16 protein-coding genes are annotated in these 15028 nt (G+C 65.2%); 5 read left to right on the forward strand and 11 right to left on the reverse strand.

The features are described from left to right. Positions 1-13 precede the first annotated feature (13 nt). Positions 14-916, forward strand: a complete 903-nt coding sequence (locus NLY33_RS23960; protein ID WP_023671586.1) for a LysR substrate-binding domain-containing protein — start codon at positions 14-16, stop codon at positions 914-916. 274 nt (positions 917-1190) lie between these two features. Continuing rightward, positions 1191-3044 (forward strand): DNA mismatch repair endonuclease MutL, encoded by a 1854-nt coding sequence (gene mutL, locus NLY33_RS23965; RefSeq protein ID WP_023705761.1) that lies wholly within the window; start codon positions 1191-1193, stop codon positions 3042-3044. A 25-nt stretch (positions 3045-3069) separates the two neighbouring features. On the opposite strand, the gene NLY33_RS23970 is transcribed toward mutL, so the two are convergent. Further along, positions 3070-3831, reverse strand: coding sequence for a hypothetical protein (locus tag NLY33_RS23970; RefSeq protein WP_050593853.1), 762 nt, complete (start codon positions 3829-3831; stop codon positions 3070-3072). Positions 3832-3941: 110 nt separating this feature from the next. Next, positions 3942-4835: a DMT family transporter gene (locus tag NLY33_RS23975; RefSeq protein ID WP_023671583.1), complete on the reverse strand. Its 894-nt coding sequence runs from the start codon at positions 4833-4835 to the stop codon at positions 3942-3944. Between the two features lie 92 nt (positions 4836-4927). Here NLY33_RS23975 and NLY33_RS23980 point away from each other — a divergent pair, with 92 nt between their 5' ends. Continuing rightward, entirely contained in the window at positions 4928-5854 is a 927-nt protein-coding gene (locus NLY33_RS23980) for a LysR family transcriptional regulator (protein WP_023705759.1), read from the forward strand. A gap of 17 nt (positions 5855-5871) precedes the next feature. Here NLY33_RS23980 and NLY33_RS23985 read toward each other — a convergent pair whose 3' ends face one another. Next, complete coding sequence (locus tag NLY33_RS23985) at positions 5872-6477, reverse strand: hypothetical protein (RefSeq protein WP_023671581.1); 606 nt, start codon at positions 6475-6477, stop codon at positions 5872-5874. Between the two features lie 113 nt (positions 6478-6590). Between NLY33_RS23985 and NLY33_RS23990 the strand changes: the two genes are divergently transcribed. After that, positions 6591-6824 (forward strand): DUF2093 domain-containing protein, encoded by a 234-nt coding sequence (locus NLY33_RS23990; RefSeq protein ID WP_023694434.1) that lies wholly within the window; start codon positions 6591-6593, stop codon positions 6822-6824. Between the two features lie 60 nt (positions 6825-6884). Here NLY33_RS23990 and NLY33_RS23995 read toward each other — a convergent pair whose 3' ends face one another. The 8 genes from NLY33_RS23995 to epmA all read right to left on the reverse strand — a co-directional run bounded on the left by NLY33_RS23995 (position 6885) and on the right by epmA (position 14286). Beyond that, positions 6885-7367 carry a PM0630 family protein gene (locus NLY33_RS23995; RefSeq protein WP_156932620.1) on the reverse strand — a complete coding sequence of 161 codons (483 nt, stop codon included), beginning with the start codon at positions 7365-7367 and terminating at the stop codon, positions 6885-6887. A gap of 88 nt (positions 7368-7455) precedes the next feature. Further along, positions 7456-8484 carry a tetraacyldisaccharide 4'-kinase gene (gene lpxK, locus NLY33_RS24000; protein ID WP_023705757.1) on the reverse strand — a complete coding sequence of 343 codons (1029 nt, stop codon included), beginning with the start codon at positions 8482-8484 and terminating at the stop codon, positions 7456-7458. Further along, the gene (gene waaA / locus NLY33_RS24005; protein WP_023671577.1) at positions 8485-9801 is read right to left on the reverse strand and encodes a lipid IV(A) 3-deoxy-D-manno-octulosonic acid transferase; all 1317 of its coding nucleotides are present in this window, start codon (positions 9799-9801) and stop codon (positions 8485-8487) included. It abuts the gene before it with no gap. Beyond that, positions 9798-10586, reverse strand: a complete 789-nt coding sequence (locus tag NLY33_RS24010) for a lysophospholipid acyltransferase family protein (protein ID WP_023682942.1) — start codon at positions 10584-10586, stop codon at positions 9798-9800. Before NLY33_RS24010 ends, waaA begins: the two co-directional genes overlap by 4 nt. A 5-nt stretch (positions 10587-10591) precedes the next feature. Next, positions 10592-10837 carry a DUF4170 domain-containing protein gene (locus NLY33_RS24015; RefSeq protein WP_023682943.1) on the reverse strand — a complete coding sequence of 82 codons (246 nt, stop codon included), beginning with the start codon at positions 10835-10837 and terminating at the stop codon, positions 10592-10594. Between the two features lie 68 nt (positions 10838-10905). Beyond that, positions 10906-11712, reverse strand: coding sequence for a 3'(2'),5'-bisphosphate nucleotidase CysQ (locus NLY33_RS24020; protein ID WP_023708505.1), 807 nt, complete (start codon positions 11710-11712; stop codon positions 10906-10908). Further along, complete coding sequence (locus NLY33_RS24025) at positions 11699-13042, reverse strand: TldD/PmbA family protein (protein ID WP_023709712.1); 1344 nt, start codon at positions 13040-13042, stop codon at positions 11699-11701. Before NLY33_RS24025 ends, NLY33_RS24020 begins: the two co-directional genes overlap by 14 nt. Before the next feature lie 197 nt (positions 13043-13239). Further along, positions 13240-14286: an EF-P lysine aminoacylase EpmA gene (gene epmA, locus NLY33_RS24030; RefSeq protein WP_023709711.1), complete on the reverse strand. Its 1047-nt coding sequence runs from the start codon at positions 14284-14286 to the stop codon at positions 13240-13242. A 129-nt stretch (positions 14287-14415) separates the two neighbouring features. Here epmA and efp point away from each other — a divergent pair, with 129 nt between their 5' ends. Beyond that, the gene (efp, locus tag NLY33_RS24035; protein WP_023682947.1) at positions 14416-14985 is read left to right on the forward strand and encodes an elongation factor P; all 570 of its coding nucleotides are present in this window, start codon (positions 14416-14418) and stop codon (positions 14983-14985) included. The last annotated feature ends 43 nt before the right edge of the window (positions 14986-15028 follow it).

The raw sequence follows: 15028 nt of genomic DNA on the forward strand, positions 1-15028 counted from the left end.
ATAAGCTCAGCTTATGCGAAGCCTGCGCCACCTCCTGCCCTCGGCCGGCAGCCTGATCGTCTTCGAGGCGGCGGGCCGGCTGTCGAGCTTCACCGCTGCCGGGCGCGAGCTCGGCATGACGCAGGCCGCCGTCTCTTATGCGGTGCGCGGGTTGGAGGAACAGCTTAGCGCGCAGCTGTTCCAGCGCCGCCACCGCCAGGTCGTCCTGACAGAAGCGGGCGAACGCTTCCATGCCGACGTCTCGCTCGGTCTGTCGCATATCCGCAAATCGGCCGAGGATCTGCGCCTGCAGGCGAGCGGCGGCCATGTCACGCTGGCGGCGTCGACCGCCTTCGGCTCGTTCTGGATGATGCCGCGCCTGCAGCAGTTCCGCGACGAACTGCCGGGCATCGACTTGCGCATCCAGACCGCCGACCGTGATCTCGACATCATCGCCGAGGGCATCCCGCTCGCCGTTCGCGGCGGCGAACCGCGCGACTGGGCCGATTATCATTCGCTGCCGCTGGCCGACGAGGAGATTTTTCCGGTGGTTGGCGCCAGCTATCTCGCGAAATTCGGCATGCCAAGGAGCGTCGCGGAGCTGGCGACGCATCGCCTGATCCACCTCGAGGAGCCCTACCGCGAGGCGGCTAGCTGGGACGAATGGTTCCAGTCTGCGGGCGGCAGGCTCGACAACACCGCGCGCGGCCTGCGCATCAACGATTACGGCCTCGTGATCCAGGGCGTCATGGAGGGCCAGGGCATAGCGCTCGGCTGGCGGCATCTGGCCGAACGGCTCCTGGCGTCGGGGCTGCTGGTGCCGGTGACCGACCATGTGCTGAGAACCGGCAAGGCGTTCTATGTGGTTTGGCCGAAGAACCGGGAGTTGAGCGAGAATGCACGGAAAGTCAGGGACTGGCTGGCGGCGCAGGCTTGAAATCGGTTGCAGCGTAGTCACTATCGCGGAGTTCCTTCACACCCCCCTCTGTCCTGCCGGACATCTCCCCCGCAAGGGGGGAGATTGGCAGTTCATATGTCGCGTCACCCTTCAAGCATTGAAGATTGGCGAAAGCCGTCGTGACATCTGATCTCCCTCCTTGCGGGGGAGATGGCCGGCAGGCCAGAGGGGGGTGCTGTCCCGCTGGCGTCTCCAATGTCCGGCATTCATTGAAGCCTTCCGCACACCCTTCGAATCCGCCTATAATACCCCCATGCCCATTCGCCAGCTTTCCGAAACGATGATCAACCAGATCGCCGCCGGCGAAGTCATCGAGCGTCCGGCGAGCGTGGTGAAGGAACTGGTCGAAAACGCGCTCGACGCCGGCGCCTCCCGCGTCGAGGTCGTCACTGCCGGCGGCGGGCTGAACCTGATCCGCGTCACCGATGACGGCTCCGGTATCCCCGAACAGGAACTGGCGCTGGCCATTGCGCGCCACTGCACCTCGAAACTTGCCGACAACATTCATGATATCGGCTCGCTCGGCTTCCGTGGCGAGGCGCTGCCGTCGATCGGTTCGGTGGCGCGGCTGTCGATCCGTTCGCGCACGACCGCAGGCGACGCTGCCGCCGAGATCGCCATCGAAGGCGGCCGCGTTTCGGCGGTCAAACCGGCGGCGGCCAATCGCGGCACAACGGTCGAGGTGCGCGACCTGTTCTTTGCCACGCCGGCGCGGCTCAAATTCATGAAGGGCGAGCGGGCCGAAAGCTCGGCCACCAGCGACGTGGTCAAGCGCATCGCCATCGCCTTCCCCGCCGTGCGCTTCACGCTGGCCGGCTCGGACCGCTCGACGCTGGAATTGCCGGCGACCGATGACAGTACCGAGGGCAGCCTGCGCCGCGTCGCCCAGGTGATGGGCGCCGAGTTTCCCGACAATTCCATCGCTATCGACGCCAGCCGGGACGGCGTGCACCTGACCGGCCACGTCTCGATCCCGTCCTTCACCCGCGCCAACGCGCTGCAGCAATATGCCTATGTCAACGGCCGTCCGGTGCGCGACAAGCTGATTGCCGGCGCCATTCGCGGCGCTTTCGCCGATGTGCTGCCGCGCGACCGGCACGCGGTGACCGTGCTGTTCCTGACGCTCGATCCGGCGACCGTCGACGTCAACGTCCACCCGGCCAAGGCCGATGTGCGCTTTCGCGACCCCGGCCTGGTGCGCGGGCTGATCGTCGGCGCCATCCGCGAGGCTCTGGCCAATGCCGGCATCCGAGCCGCCACCAGCGGGGCCGCCGGGATGGTGGCGGCGTTCCGGCCGGGAGCCGCCTCCTACGCCCATGCGGGTCCTGCCAACGGTCATCGCAGTTTTGACGCGGCCTACCGGGCCTCGGGCTTTTCGGGCTTTGACCGCTCGCCACAGCGGCCGCTGGATATGGGATTTGACGGCGCCGGCTTCCGCGAAAACGACCAGGCTGCATTCGACGCCGGTCCGCTCGCCAGCGCCGATGCGCGTGCCGGCTTAGCCGAGCCGGCCGAGACGCTGCTCGGCACCGCGCTGGGCGCCGCCCGCGCGCAGGTCCACGAGAACTACATCGTCGCCCAGACCAGGGATTCGCTTGTCATCGTCGACCAGCACGCGGCGCATGAGCGGCTGGTCTACGAGGCGCTGAAGAATGCCCTGCACTCGCGCGCGGTGCCCTCGCAGATGCTGCTTCTGCCGGAGATCGTCGACCTGCCGGAGGAGGACGCCGAGCGGCTGGCCATGCATTCCGAAACGCTGGCCCGGTTCGGCCTCGGCATTGAGCGTTTCGGTCCCGGCGCGGTGGCGGTGCGCGAGACGCCGTCGATGCTCGGCGAAACCAATGTCCAGCAATTGGTGCGTGATCTTGCCGACGAGATCGCCGACAACGACACGATCGAGACGCTGAAGGAACGACTGGACAAGATCGCCGCCACCATGGCCTGCCACGGCTCGGTCCGCTCCGGCCGCCTGCTCAAGCCTGAGGAGATGAACGCGCTGCTGCGCCAGATGGAAGCAACGCCGGGCTCCGGCACCTGCAACCACGGCCGCCCGACCTATATCGAACTCAAGCTCGCCGATATAGAGCGGCTGTTTGGGCGGCGGTGAGCACAAGCCAGGTCAGGGCACACGCTCAATTCACCAACAGGCGATAATCCTTGAACCTATGAGAGAAAACGTAATCCCTTGAGTAACCGGCGCTACCGCCGCGAAAATTCACGGAGATTATCTCGAAGCTTCTCCCAACCTGTTTTTGAACATTCATGTAGATGGGAGTCATCAGCATGCCGGCATCACAATCGTCGTCATCGAAAGCGATCTCCTGAACGACCTTCTTTTTCTTCTTATCGATGACCCGCAGCTTATTCATGCAGACGAGAAAGCCCGCTTTCTCGTAGACCCCGGCAAATCTGTGGGTGGCTGTCTGCGCCCAGAAGGGAATCTCGACGGTGCCGTCAACCTTCGCCTCACTGGTATCGTCGAGGCTTGCGACCTTCTTCAGCGTGATCGGGAACTTGTCCGAGCCCTTGCTCCAAGTCCCTGTTGCGCCGCTTTCGCCAAGGTCAAGAGAAAACGGACATCCGGCGGTGCCAACGGGCGTTTTCGATCCCATGACCAGCAACCTGTCGAACTCCCTGTCGTCCGCAATCTCGCAAAGGAAGAGGCTGGTGCCACTGATCTTGCCGTACACCGCTATCGGGCTTTGCTTCGCGTCGTAGAAATAGCTCCCCTCGACCGTAATCCCGCTGCCGAAACTGTCATATCTCTGCAGCGATAGGTGGACGGGGTTAGGTCCGATGGAGCCTTCGTAGTTTTCGACCTGATACCAGCCCGCAGCGGCTTTCCCGGTCAGCAGCAAAACGCAAAAAATTGCCGATATGAACAGTCTTCCCATTCCGTCCCCCAGTGAAGGCAGCATACCACAGCTGTCCTTCCTCTGGGTGTCTGCATTCTGATGGAATGCGGTTCCCGGTTTGAGTCCGAAAACAGCTCAAATCATTTGTTTTAACGCTTTAAATTCACCACGATCACGCCGCCCAGCGCCAGTGCGCCGCCGAGGATACCAAGTAGCGTCGGCACTTCGCCCAGCCAGAAGAAGCCGATCAGGGCTGACATGGGCGAGACCAGATAGAGGAAGTTCGACGCGCGCGCTGCCGGAAGACGCGACAGTGCGGTTGCCCAGGCGGCATAGGCGATCAGGCTGGGCACGATGCCAAGAAAGATCACGGCGCCGATACCGGCCGTGTTGGCGACCGCGGCCTGCGCAAAGCCGCTCGGCAGAAAGGGTGCCAGGCAAAGAGCGCCAAGAATCATGTTCGAGGCCGAAATGGTCAGCGGGTGATGGCGGGCAAAGAGCGGCTTCTGGACGATCGTGTTGACGGCCGAGCACAGCGCGGAGCCAAGAACCAGCAGCGCGCCGGTGTCGAAACTCAAGCCATTGCCGTCAGCCACAGCGATGATGCCGATGCCGGCGAAAGAAATCGCCGTGCCGAACCAGGCCCAGCTTGAGAAGCGCTCGCCGAGCAATGCCATTGCCATGATGGCGGTGAAGATCGGGCTGACATTGATGATGAAACCGGCGGCACCCGCCGAAACCGTCAATTCGCCGAAATTGAGCATGACAGTGTAGAGCGCGACGAAGATGGCGCCGCCAAAGACCAGGCGCCACACTTCGTCGAGCCTCGGCAGCGCCGGGCGCTTGACGGCAAGAAAGATCGCCGCCGGCACCGCGGCAATGGCAAAGCGCAACGCACCGAGTTCCAGCGGCCCGAAAGCGGCGAGGCCGGCACGGATCGCGGGAAAGGCCGAGGCCCAGCCGACCACCGTCAAGGCCACGGCGATGGCCGCCGTGGTGTCCATCCGCTGTGTCGGATTCGACGTGCTGGTCGTTGCGCTCATCTGCCTGTCCTCGGGTTCCCAGAGTGTTGAAAGGCAGAAAGCGCCTTTTCGGCGCCGTTGACAAACGATCAAATCGAGGATCACCTGTGACTATGGATCACAGCTCAGACACAATGGTGCCGCTCGAGACCCTGCGCGCCTTCGATGCGGCGGCGCGAACGGGGAGCTTTTCGGCCGCGGCCGAGAAGCTCAACATCACCCACGGCGCCGTCAGCCGGCAGATCGCCAAGCTGGAGGACTGGCTGGGCTTGAAAGTGTTCGACCGCGGCGCGCGCGGCGTCTCGCTGACCATCGAGGGCAACCGCCTGCATCTGCGCACGGCGGAAGCCTTTGCGCTGATCTCCAGCCATTCCGACCGCTGGGTCGAGCCGCGCGGCACCGCCGTGGTGCGGCTGACCTCGATACCCTCCGTCAGCGGGCTGTGGCTGATGCCACGCATGGCGGCGCTGGAGAACAATCCAACCAAGCTGCGCATCGTGCTCGACGTCGACATCCGCCAGGGCGACCTTGCCGATGAAGGCATCGACCTGTCGGTCCGCTGCGGCCGCGGGGGCATTCCGGGCCGCATCTCGGTGAAGCTGTTCGAGGAACATGTCTTTCCCGTCGCCGCGCCCGGCCTTGCCCGCGAGATCGGCCGCGGCGACCCGGCCCGGCTGCTGAGGTTTCCACTGATCAACGATTCCGACGCTTCGGGTTGGCGTGCCTGGTTTGCCGCGCAAGGGATGGACTACCGCCCGCGCCCGCAGGATCGCCGCTTCGAGGACTACAATCTGGTGCTCGACGCCGCAGCTTACGGGCTCGGCATCGCGCTGGCGCGGCCGCCGCTGACCGGACACCAGTTGGAGGCAGGCCGCATCGTCGCCGTCGACGAGCGCACGGCGCTGAACCCGGTGTCGTACTGGCTGGACCGGCCGCTGGGGCGGCCGCGTACGGCTGCCGCCGAACTTTCACGCCGTATCGCTGTCGAGGCGGGGCTGGCGATGGACAAGATGGAAGCTTTCCTCGAAGCCGAGCGATAGCGGCGATCGTTCGGTGCTCAGCCAAGCACCAGCAAGGCGAGCCCGACAATGGCGACGGCCAGAAACCCGGCTGCCAGCGCCATCAGGCCGACACGCATCTGCTGCCGGCCTTCGGGCTGGACCGTGTCATTCGACCCAGACATCGCCTGCCCCCGCTTCGCCGCCGCGTCGGTGGCGGAGGCGCGGCGCGGCGGCGAAACCCCCGGTGCGAGAAGCGCAAACCAGGGCAGTCCTGCCGGCTTTGCGGCAGCGCCATCATCGGCCCTGGCCGGCGGCACCGGCAGACCGCGCTGTGCATCGTCGTTGGCTGGCGTCGCCTTGCCTGTCGCAGCCGTTGTCGGCCCGAAATCGTCGGGCGCCGCGTCACCCGGTTCGGCAAGCGCCAGATAGGCCTGCAGGATCTCGGCTGAACCCGTCTGCTGCCCCTTTGCGACGGCTGCGGACAACAGCGCCTGCAGCGCCGGCGCCGCTGCCGGCTGCAAAGGCGCACCGGATGGCGTCGGCGGCTGCACCAGCGCCTTTATAAGTGCTGCTTTCGCCGGATCGGCCTTCGCCGACGGCACCGCTGCCAATATCATGGCCTCGCGCAGCAGCGCAGTCAGGCGGGCGGATGAAATGTCCATGCCGGTCCCATAAGAATGGTTTGGAGCCGACAATAGCGCCTCAGCATTGCGTCAAGCTTGACCTTGCCGGCAATTTATGGCGATGAAATCAGCATGAACTCTGGCACCAACCCATGATGAACCGCTTCGAAGGCCCTGGCGGCAAGGAAGCCCGGATCCGCTATCTCGACGGCGACTTCCAGGTCACCAGCCCCGGCGCATTCGTGCGCTGCGCTGTGACCGGTGAGAGCATTCCGCTGGACGAGCTCAAATATTGGAGCGTCGCCAGGCAGGAGCCCTATGTCAGCGCCGCCGCCTCGCTGCGCCGCGAGATCGAGATGCATCCGGACCTGCGCAGCCGGGGCTAGATCGGCACACCGGAAAGCAAGGCTCACCGTCGATCTGATTTTCCTGGAACGCCTGCAGGACTATCGCTTTGAGGATGCCGGCGCGTTTTCGACCGAAAAGTCGAATTTATGAACAAGCCGATCTCCGACAAGCACTTTGATGGAATACGGCCCGATCGGATCACCCTCGGCCATGCACCACCCATGCGAGATCCATCCGTCCTGCGGTTTGTAGAACATGGTGGTCTCGGAGACCCTTCGATCGCCCGATAGCTTGCTCAAGCTGTATTCGTTTCCGTCGATACCACCCCACTGCCTGGGCTCCGCGGGAAGCGCGAACACCTCGGTGACCGATACCAGTCTGTCGCCTTGCGCCAGACGTACGCGCCATTCAAAGCAGGCGCTATCGGGGATAAGCGGTACAATGTTTGAGGGCCGAACGTGGGTAGCACCGTCCGCTTCGGTGACCGAGACCAGAAATTCGCTGTCGGTCGCGGTGGGTGCCTGCGCCGAAGATGGGTTCGCCATCGCCACAAGAACAAAGCCCACAAAGAGTGCCCGCAACCTAACCATTCCCCCCCCGCGCTGAAGCCGGTCTGACTTATAATTGTGATAAGCGGCGAGAAATATCCTGTGTCAACGCGGGAGCGCCCTACCCTCGCAGCCGGCGCTGTCTCCAGGCATCCAGCGTCTCATCGATGATCCGCTCCGGCACATTGTCGAGCTCGAAAGTGGCGTCTATCTCCAGCACGTCGAGTTGACCAAGGAATTCAGCCGAGGCTGCGCCATGGCGCAGCCGGGCTGCGTCCTTGGCGGTGGTCACGAGGCCCAGTCCCTCACGGCGCGCGGTTGCCGCCAGTTCGGCGAGTTCGTCAGGGGCATAAAAATGATGGTCCGGAAACGACCGGCTCAGCGCCACTTCCGCGCCCGTGCCGCGCAGCGTCTCGAAGAATTTTTCGGGGTGACCGATGCCGGCAAAGGCGAGGAACCGCCGGCCGGCGAACCGCTCCTTGCCGCCCGGTTCAGCATGCGCCTCGAAGATCGGCCGGCCGGCGCGCGCCGCCTGGCGCACGACCTGGTCGGCGGCGGTGCCCTCGCCCATCTTCAACAGCCCATCGGTGAACACCAGTTGGTCGACGACGTTGGCGCGCAGCGGCCCACCCGGAATGACGCGGCCATTGCCGATGCCGTAGCGGGCGTCGACGACGACCAGCGCATAATCAATATGGATGCGCGCGCTCTGAAAACCGTCATCCATGATCAGGAAATCGCAGCCATGGGCTTCCATGAGCAGCTTGGCGCCGGCGGCGCGGTTCGGGCTTACCGCAACCGGCGCATGCTCGGCCAGAAGCAGCGGCTCGTCGCCGACATGCTTGGCGGCGTCGTGACTGGCATCGACAACATGCGGCTGCGCAAACGAGCCGCCATGGCCGCGCGACAGGAATCCGGGATTGAGCTGCATGCGCCTGGCCTGCTTGGCCAGCGCGATGGCGACCGGCGTCTTGCCGCTGCCGCCGACGGTGAAGTTGCCGACGCAAAGCACTGGTGCGTCGATCTTTTCACGTACCGCCCGGTGCATACGGCGGCCGGCGACCATGCCATAAATCGCTGATAGCGGCGACAGCGCAAAGACCCGCCAGTCCGGCGCTTCCCACCAGAAAGGTGGTGCTTCGGACGCCACCTATCGCCCGTCGGCGCCCTTCAGGCGCGACTTGACGATCAATGGCTGGATATAAGGCTCAAGCGATTTCAGCGTGTGCGCCAGCGCACCGCGCATCTGGTCGACGGTGGCGGCACCGGCCGCCATCATCTCATGGCGCGCGACTTCATTGCTCAACAGGAAATTGACGGCGCCGGCCAGCATGTCGCGGTCGCGCACCAGCTTGGCGCCGCCGCTGTCGAGCAGACGCTGATAGGCTTCGCGGAAATTCTGGACGTTGCGGCCGGCAAGCACGGCGGTGTCGAGCATGGCCGGCTCCAGCGGGTTCTGGCCGCCTTCCGAGGTCAGCGAGCGGCCGACAAAGGCGATTTCCGTCAGCCGGAGATAAAGCCCCATCTCGCCGATCGTATCGCCGAGCAGGATATCGGTGTCGGCGGTGATCCTGTCGCCCTTGCTGCGCCGCGCCAGCTTCAGCCCCATGCCGGAAATCTGCGCCGCAAGGGCTTCGGCGCGGTCGGGATGGCGCGGGACGATGATCGTCAGCAGGCCATGGTGGCGCTTGTAGAGCGTGGCGTGGACTTCCGCCGCGACCACCTCCTCGCCGTCATGGGTCGAAATTGCCGCCCAGGTCGGGCGGCCGGCGATCTGGCGCTTCAGCGTCGCCAGCGCCCGTTCGTCGACGGGGGGCGGCAAGGTGTCGACCTTGAGGTTGCCGGACACGGTGACCGGCCGGGCGCCAAGCGCGCGAAACCGTTCGCCGTCGACATCCGACTGGGCAACGACGTGTGCGAGGTTCTCGAACAGCGCCTCGGCGATGTTGGCGCGCTTCTTCCAGGATTTGAACGAACGGTCGGACAGCCGGCCGTTGACCAGCACCTGCGGCACGTGTCGGGCGCCGAGCTCGAGGATGGTCATCGGCCATATCTCGGATTCGGCGATGATAGCCAGGTCCGGCCGCCAGTGATCGAGAAAGCGGCTGACGGCCGGCTTCAGGTCGAGCGGAACATATTGGTGGATGATGCGGTCGCCCAGCCGTTCGTCGGCAACCTGCGCCGAGGTCACTGTTCCCGTCGTCAGCACGATGTTGACACCGTAGTCGAGGATGCTTTGCACCAGCGGCACGACCGCAAGGGTCTCGCCGACGCTTGCCGCATGGATCCAGATCACCGGCCCTTCGGGGCGCGGCCGCCCGGCAACGCCGTAGCGCTCACGGCTGCGGCTGCGGTCTTCCTTGCCCTGCGATGTGCGCCAGGCGACATAGGGACCCATCAGCGGATAGGCGGCTGCACCGGCAAGGCGGTAGGCCGCCAGGAAGGCGCGCGCCCAGCCGACGCTCATGGCCTGCCGTCCACGAGCCGATAGGCCTCGGCGGTTGCGGCATTGAGCGCGGCCGTGACTTCCTGGCGCTTGCGCTCCATTTCGGCCTCGTCGGCATTGGCCGGCACGAAAACCGGCGTTCCGATGACGATCGAGGAGCGGCCGAACGGCAGGTTGATGGTGGTCTTGTCCCAGCTCCTTTCCAGCACCTTGCGGCGGCTGGTGGCGATGGCGGCAGGCATGATCGGCCGGCCGGAAAGGCGTGCCAGCAGAACGATACCAAGCCCCGCGTCGCGCGGCGTGCCGTGGGGAATGTCGGCGATCATGGCGACGTTCTTGCCGGCCACGAGTGACTTTTTCAGGGCGATGAGCGCCTTGGCGCCGCCCTTGTCGAGATGCTTCGTGCTTTCACGCCCGCCGGAGCCGCGCACCGCCTCGATGCCGAATTTTTCGATCATCAGCGCGTTGAGTTCGGCGTCGGCGCTGCGCGAGACCATGGCGACCAGCGGCCGTCCCTTGGGATAATAGGCTGGGGTCAGCAGATGCTGGCCATGCCAGAGCGCGATGATGCCGGGTTCGAATTCGGCGTAGTCGCCGCCTGAAAATTTAGCCGAGCCTTCGACCACCCGGTTGGTCAGGCGCACCAGGCGGACGAACTGGGCGAGCAGGCTGACGATCATGCTCTTGACGATTCGCGACTGCGCCAACGGCTCGCGGATCTTGCGCCAGAATGTCTTCGAACTGCCGCCGCGTCTTCTTCGGACCGCGGCGCCGGTGGGCTGCCCTTTCACCGCTTCATGCTCCATCGCTGTCAACCGGCGGCCTTGCTTTCAGGGTCGAGCAGCCGGTGCAGATGGACGACGAAATAGCGCATATGGGCATTGTCCACGCTGGCTTGCGCCTTGGCCTTCCACGCGGTGTGCGCGGTTTGATAGTCCGGATAAACGCCAACGATGTCGAGCGCGTCGAGATCGCGGAACTCGGTGCCTCCCAGCTTCTTCAGCTCGCCGCCGAACACCAGGTGCAAAAGCTGTTTCTTTCCGTCTTCCGCGGCCATTTCGGTCCTTCACATATTGTGAGTTTGCGACAGGTCTAGCCCAAAGCTGCCGACTTTGGAACCTTCGATCACGCTTCCGTATCGGCAATGACGCCGGCAAGCACGGTCAGCAACTGCCCGCTGCCGGCGACCAGCGCGCCGTGACGGATGATCTCCCCGGCATAAAGCGGCGCGCGGCCATGGCCGTCGAGCACGGCGCCGCCAGCCTCGCGCAAGATGAGATCGGCGGCGGCGATATCCCAGTCATGCGCGTTTGGCTTGACGAAGGTTGCGTCGAGCGTGCCGTTGGCGACCATCGCCAGCCGGTAGGCGAGAGAGGGAATGTGCGCCGCCCGCCGCACCCGGCCCTGCCATTGCGCCGGCATCAGGTCGATCAACTGCTTCAGCCCGCCGATCTCGACCGTCTTACCCAGGCCGCGCACGGCAATCGGCTTGCCGTTGCGGAAAGCTCCATGGCCAGGCAGCGCCCAATAGGTTTCGCCCTTGGCCGGACATTCGAGCACACCGGTGAGCGTGCGGCCATTCTCGACCACCGCGACGCTGACGCACCACGAGCGCAGGCCTTCGAGGAAGCCGCGGGTGCCGTCTATGGGGTCGACGACAAAGGTGCGCCGCGCCAGAAGCCGCGCCGGATCGTCAGTCGTTTCCTCTGATAGCCAGCCATAGTCCGGCCGCGCCGCCAGCAGGGTCTCGCGCAAATAGGCGTCCGCCGCGTTGTCGGCTTCGCTGACCGGCGAGGTGCCGCCCTTCATCCACACTTGCGGGTTCTTGCCGAAATAGCGCATGGCGATCGCGCCCGCCTCGCGGGCGGCGTCGCGCAGCAGATCGAGGTCGTCCGAGGCCCCGGCCGATATGACCGGGTTACGCTCCGGCAAGGGTCATTCCTTCGATCAGCAGCGTCGGTGCGGCGGTGCCGAAATCGCGGTCAAGATCGCTCGCCGGCACCATGTTGAGGAACATCGTCTTCAAATTGGAGGCGATGGTCACCTCGGCCACCGGATAGGCAAGCTCACCATTGTCGATCCAGAAGCCGGATGCGCCACGGCTGTATTCGCCGGTCACCATGTCGACGCCCTGGCCGAACACTTCGGTGACATAAAAGCCGGATTTCAGCGACCTGATCAGGTCTTCCGGCGTCCTGTCGCCCGGCTCGATGGCGAGATTGGTCGAAGACGGCGATACCGACGAGCCGCTGCGCGCGCCGCGTCCGTTGGTGGTCAGCCCCAATTCCCGCGCGGCGGACGTCGACAGGAACCAGTGCTTCAGCACGCCGTTCTCGACCATCAACAGCTTTTCGCCCTCGACGCCTTCGCCGTCGAACGGGCGCGAGGCCTGGCCGCGACGCCGTAGCGGCTCGTCGGTGACGGTGATGGCAGCCGACGCAACCTGCTTGCCCATCATCTCGCGCAAGAAACTGGTCTTGCGCGCCACCGAAGCGCCGTTGATGGCGCCGGCGAGATGGCCGGCAATGCCGCGCGCGACGCGCGGGTCGAACACAACGTTGACCGGACCGGTCGCCGCCTTGCGGGCGCCGAGGCGGCGCACGGCGCGCTCGCCGGCCTTGCGGCCGATCAGCTCCGGCGCGTCGAGATCGGAAAAATGCTGGTTCGAGGAGTATTCGTAGTCGCGCTCCATGCCGGTGCCTTCGCCCGCAATAACGCTGGCCGAACGCGAAAAGCGCGATGCGACATAGTGGCCGACGAAGCCGTTCGACGTGGCCAGCACCAGCCCGCCAAGACCGGCGCTGGCGCCGCTGCCGGCCGAATTGGTGACGCCCTTGACTGCAAGGGCCGCTTCCTCGGCGGCAAGGGCCGCTTCCTTCAACTGATCGGCCGAAACCTCGGTGGCGTCGAACAGATCGAGGTCGCGCACCTTGCCGACCAGCAAAGCCGGATCGGCGAGACCCTGATAGGGGTCCTCGGGCGAGACTTTGGCCATGGCCACGGCGCGTTCAGCCAGCGCCTTGGGGTCCGATGCCGCCGTCGCCGAGACGCTCGCCACCCGGTTGCCGACGAAGACGCGCAGCGAGACATCGTCGCCCTCGGACGCTTCGGTGTTCTCGACCTTTCCCAGCCGCACCGACACGCCGATCGAGCGGCCGCGCACGGCAACCGCGTCGGCGGCGTCGGCGCCGGCCCGCTTGGCAGCCTCGACCAGTGCCGCGACGCGGTCGGTCAATTTCGCTGCCTCTGATGTATCGGTCATGCGCGTGGTCCTGGCTGAAGCCGCGCCGGGCGGTAGCGGCTGCTGCACCATCTATTGTCCCAATGCGGCTTGTGCAATGGCGCACGGGCAATTGTCCCGCTGCGGCATAGCGCCCAAGCGGCCCGCAAAGCCATCCGCGGCGGCGCCACAGACGCGCGGCTTGACCGGTTTGTGAGTTTAACCGAGGCCGATTTCCGTCAAGGAGTGGCGACCGGCGTCCAGATCACGTCATCGATCCTCGTCGCGCCCGTTGCCAGCATCACCAGCCGGTCGAAGCCAAGCGCCGAGCCGCTGGCTTGCGGCATGATGGCGAGGGCGGCGAGAAAATCCTCATCCAGCGGATAGCGCTCGCCATAGACGCGCTCCTTCTCGTCCATCTCGGCGGCAAAGCGCCGGCGCTGCTCGGCCGGATCGGTCAGTTCGCCAAAAGCATTGGCGAGCTCGACGCCGCAGCAATAGAGCTCGAAGCGCTCGGCCACGCGCTGGTCCTCCGCGCTCGGCCGGGCCAAGGCGGCCTCGGAGATCGGATAGCCATAGAGGATTGTGGCCCGCCCCTGCCCCAGCATCGGTTCGACCTTTTCCACCATCACGCGGCTGAACAAATCGGCCCAGTTGTCATCGTCGGCCGTGCGCAGGCCGGCCTTGACCAGAGCATCATGAAGTGCGGCGCGGTCTGTGCCGCCATCGGCAGAAACGGTGGCAAGAAGATCGATGCCGGCGTAACGCGCAAAAGCTTCCGCCACGCTCACGCGTTCCGGTTCGGCGAACGGATCGGCCTCGCGGCCGCGAAAGCGGAAGGTTTTGGCGCCGGCCCGCTCGGCTGCCAGCTTCAGCAGTTCGGCGCAATCGGCCATCAGGCTGTCATAGGTTTCGCCGACCCGATACCATTCCAGCATGGTGAATTCGGGATGGTGCAAGGGGCCGCGCTCGCGGTTGCGCCAGACGGCGCCCAGGCTGAAGATCCGCCGCTCGCCGGCGGCAAGCAGCTTCTTGCAGGCGAACTCCGGCGAGGTGTGGAGATAAAGCGGCCGGCGCGCGCCGTCGGCGCCGATCGCCTCGGTGGCGAAGGCTGAGAGATGCGCCTCGTTGCCGGGCGAAATCTGCAATGCCGCCGTCTCGACCTCGATGAAGTCGCGCTCGCCAAACCAGCCGCGCATTGCGGCAGCTATGGCGTTGCGGGCCATCAGCCGCGGCCGGCGGTCGGCGTGAACATCCGGCGTCCACCAGGGCGAAGCGTCAGTCATGGGTTTGCCGGGCAACGGAATTGCTGACAGGGCTGGCGGTTCGGGCCAAGATGCGCTACGGCGACGGCTCTCGCAGCCGATTTGCGCCGAACGATCGTTTCAGGCCAACGAAGTCTAGGATTGAAAACCGTGGTGAAGGTCATCGCCAGTTCGCTCCGTAAAGGCAATGTCGTCGACAAGGACGGCAAGCTTTACGTGATCCTCTTTGCCGAAAACATCCACCCTGGCAAGGGTACGCCGGTCACCCAGCTCGACATGCGCCGCATCTCCGACGGGGTGAAGGTTTCGGAGCGCTACCGCACCACCGAGCAGGTCGAGCGCGCCTATGTCGAGGAGCGCGAGCACACCTTCCTCTACGCCGACGCCGAGGGGTATCACTTCATGAACCCGGAAAGCTACGACCAGGTCGCGGTGCCGGAAAGCGTGGTCGGCGACATGGCGCCCTACCTGCTCGAAGGCATGGCGGTGCAGATCTCGCAGTTCAACGGCATCGCCATAGCCCTGGTGCTGCCGCAGCGCGCTACTTTCGAAGTGGTCGAGACGGAGCCGACGACCAAAGGCCAGACGGCGTCCTCGTCATACAAGCCGGCCGTGCTTTCCAACGGCGTGCGCACGCTGGTGCCGCCGCACATCGCGCCGGGCACCCGCGTGGTGGTGATGACGGCTGACGGTGCTTATGTGGAGCGGGCGAAGGACTGACGCGCGAGCGCTTCCGTCCTGGTTGATCCGTTGCATTGCCTTC

Origin of the sequence: Mesorhizobium sp. C432A, from assembly GCF_030323145.1 — a bacterium.
Lineage (GTDB): Bacteria > Pseudomonadota > Alphaproteobacteria > Rhizobiales > Rhizobiaceae > Mesorhizobium.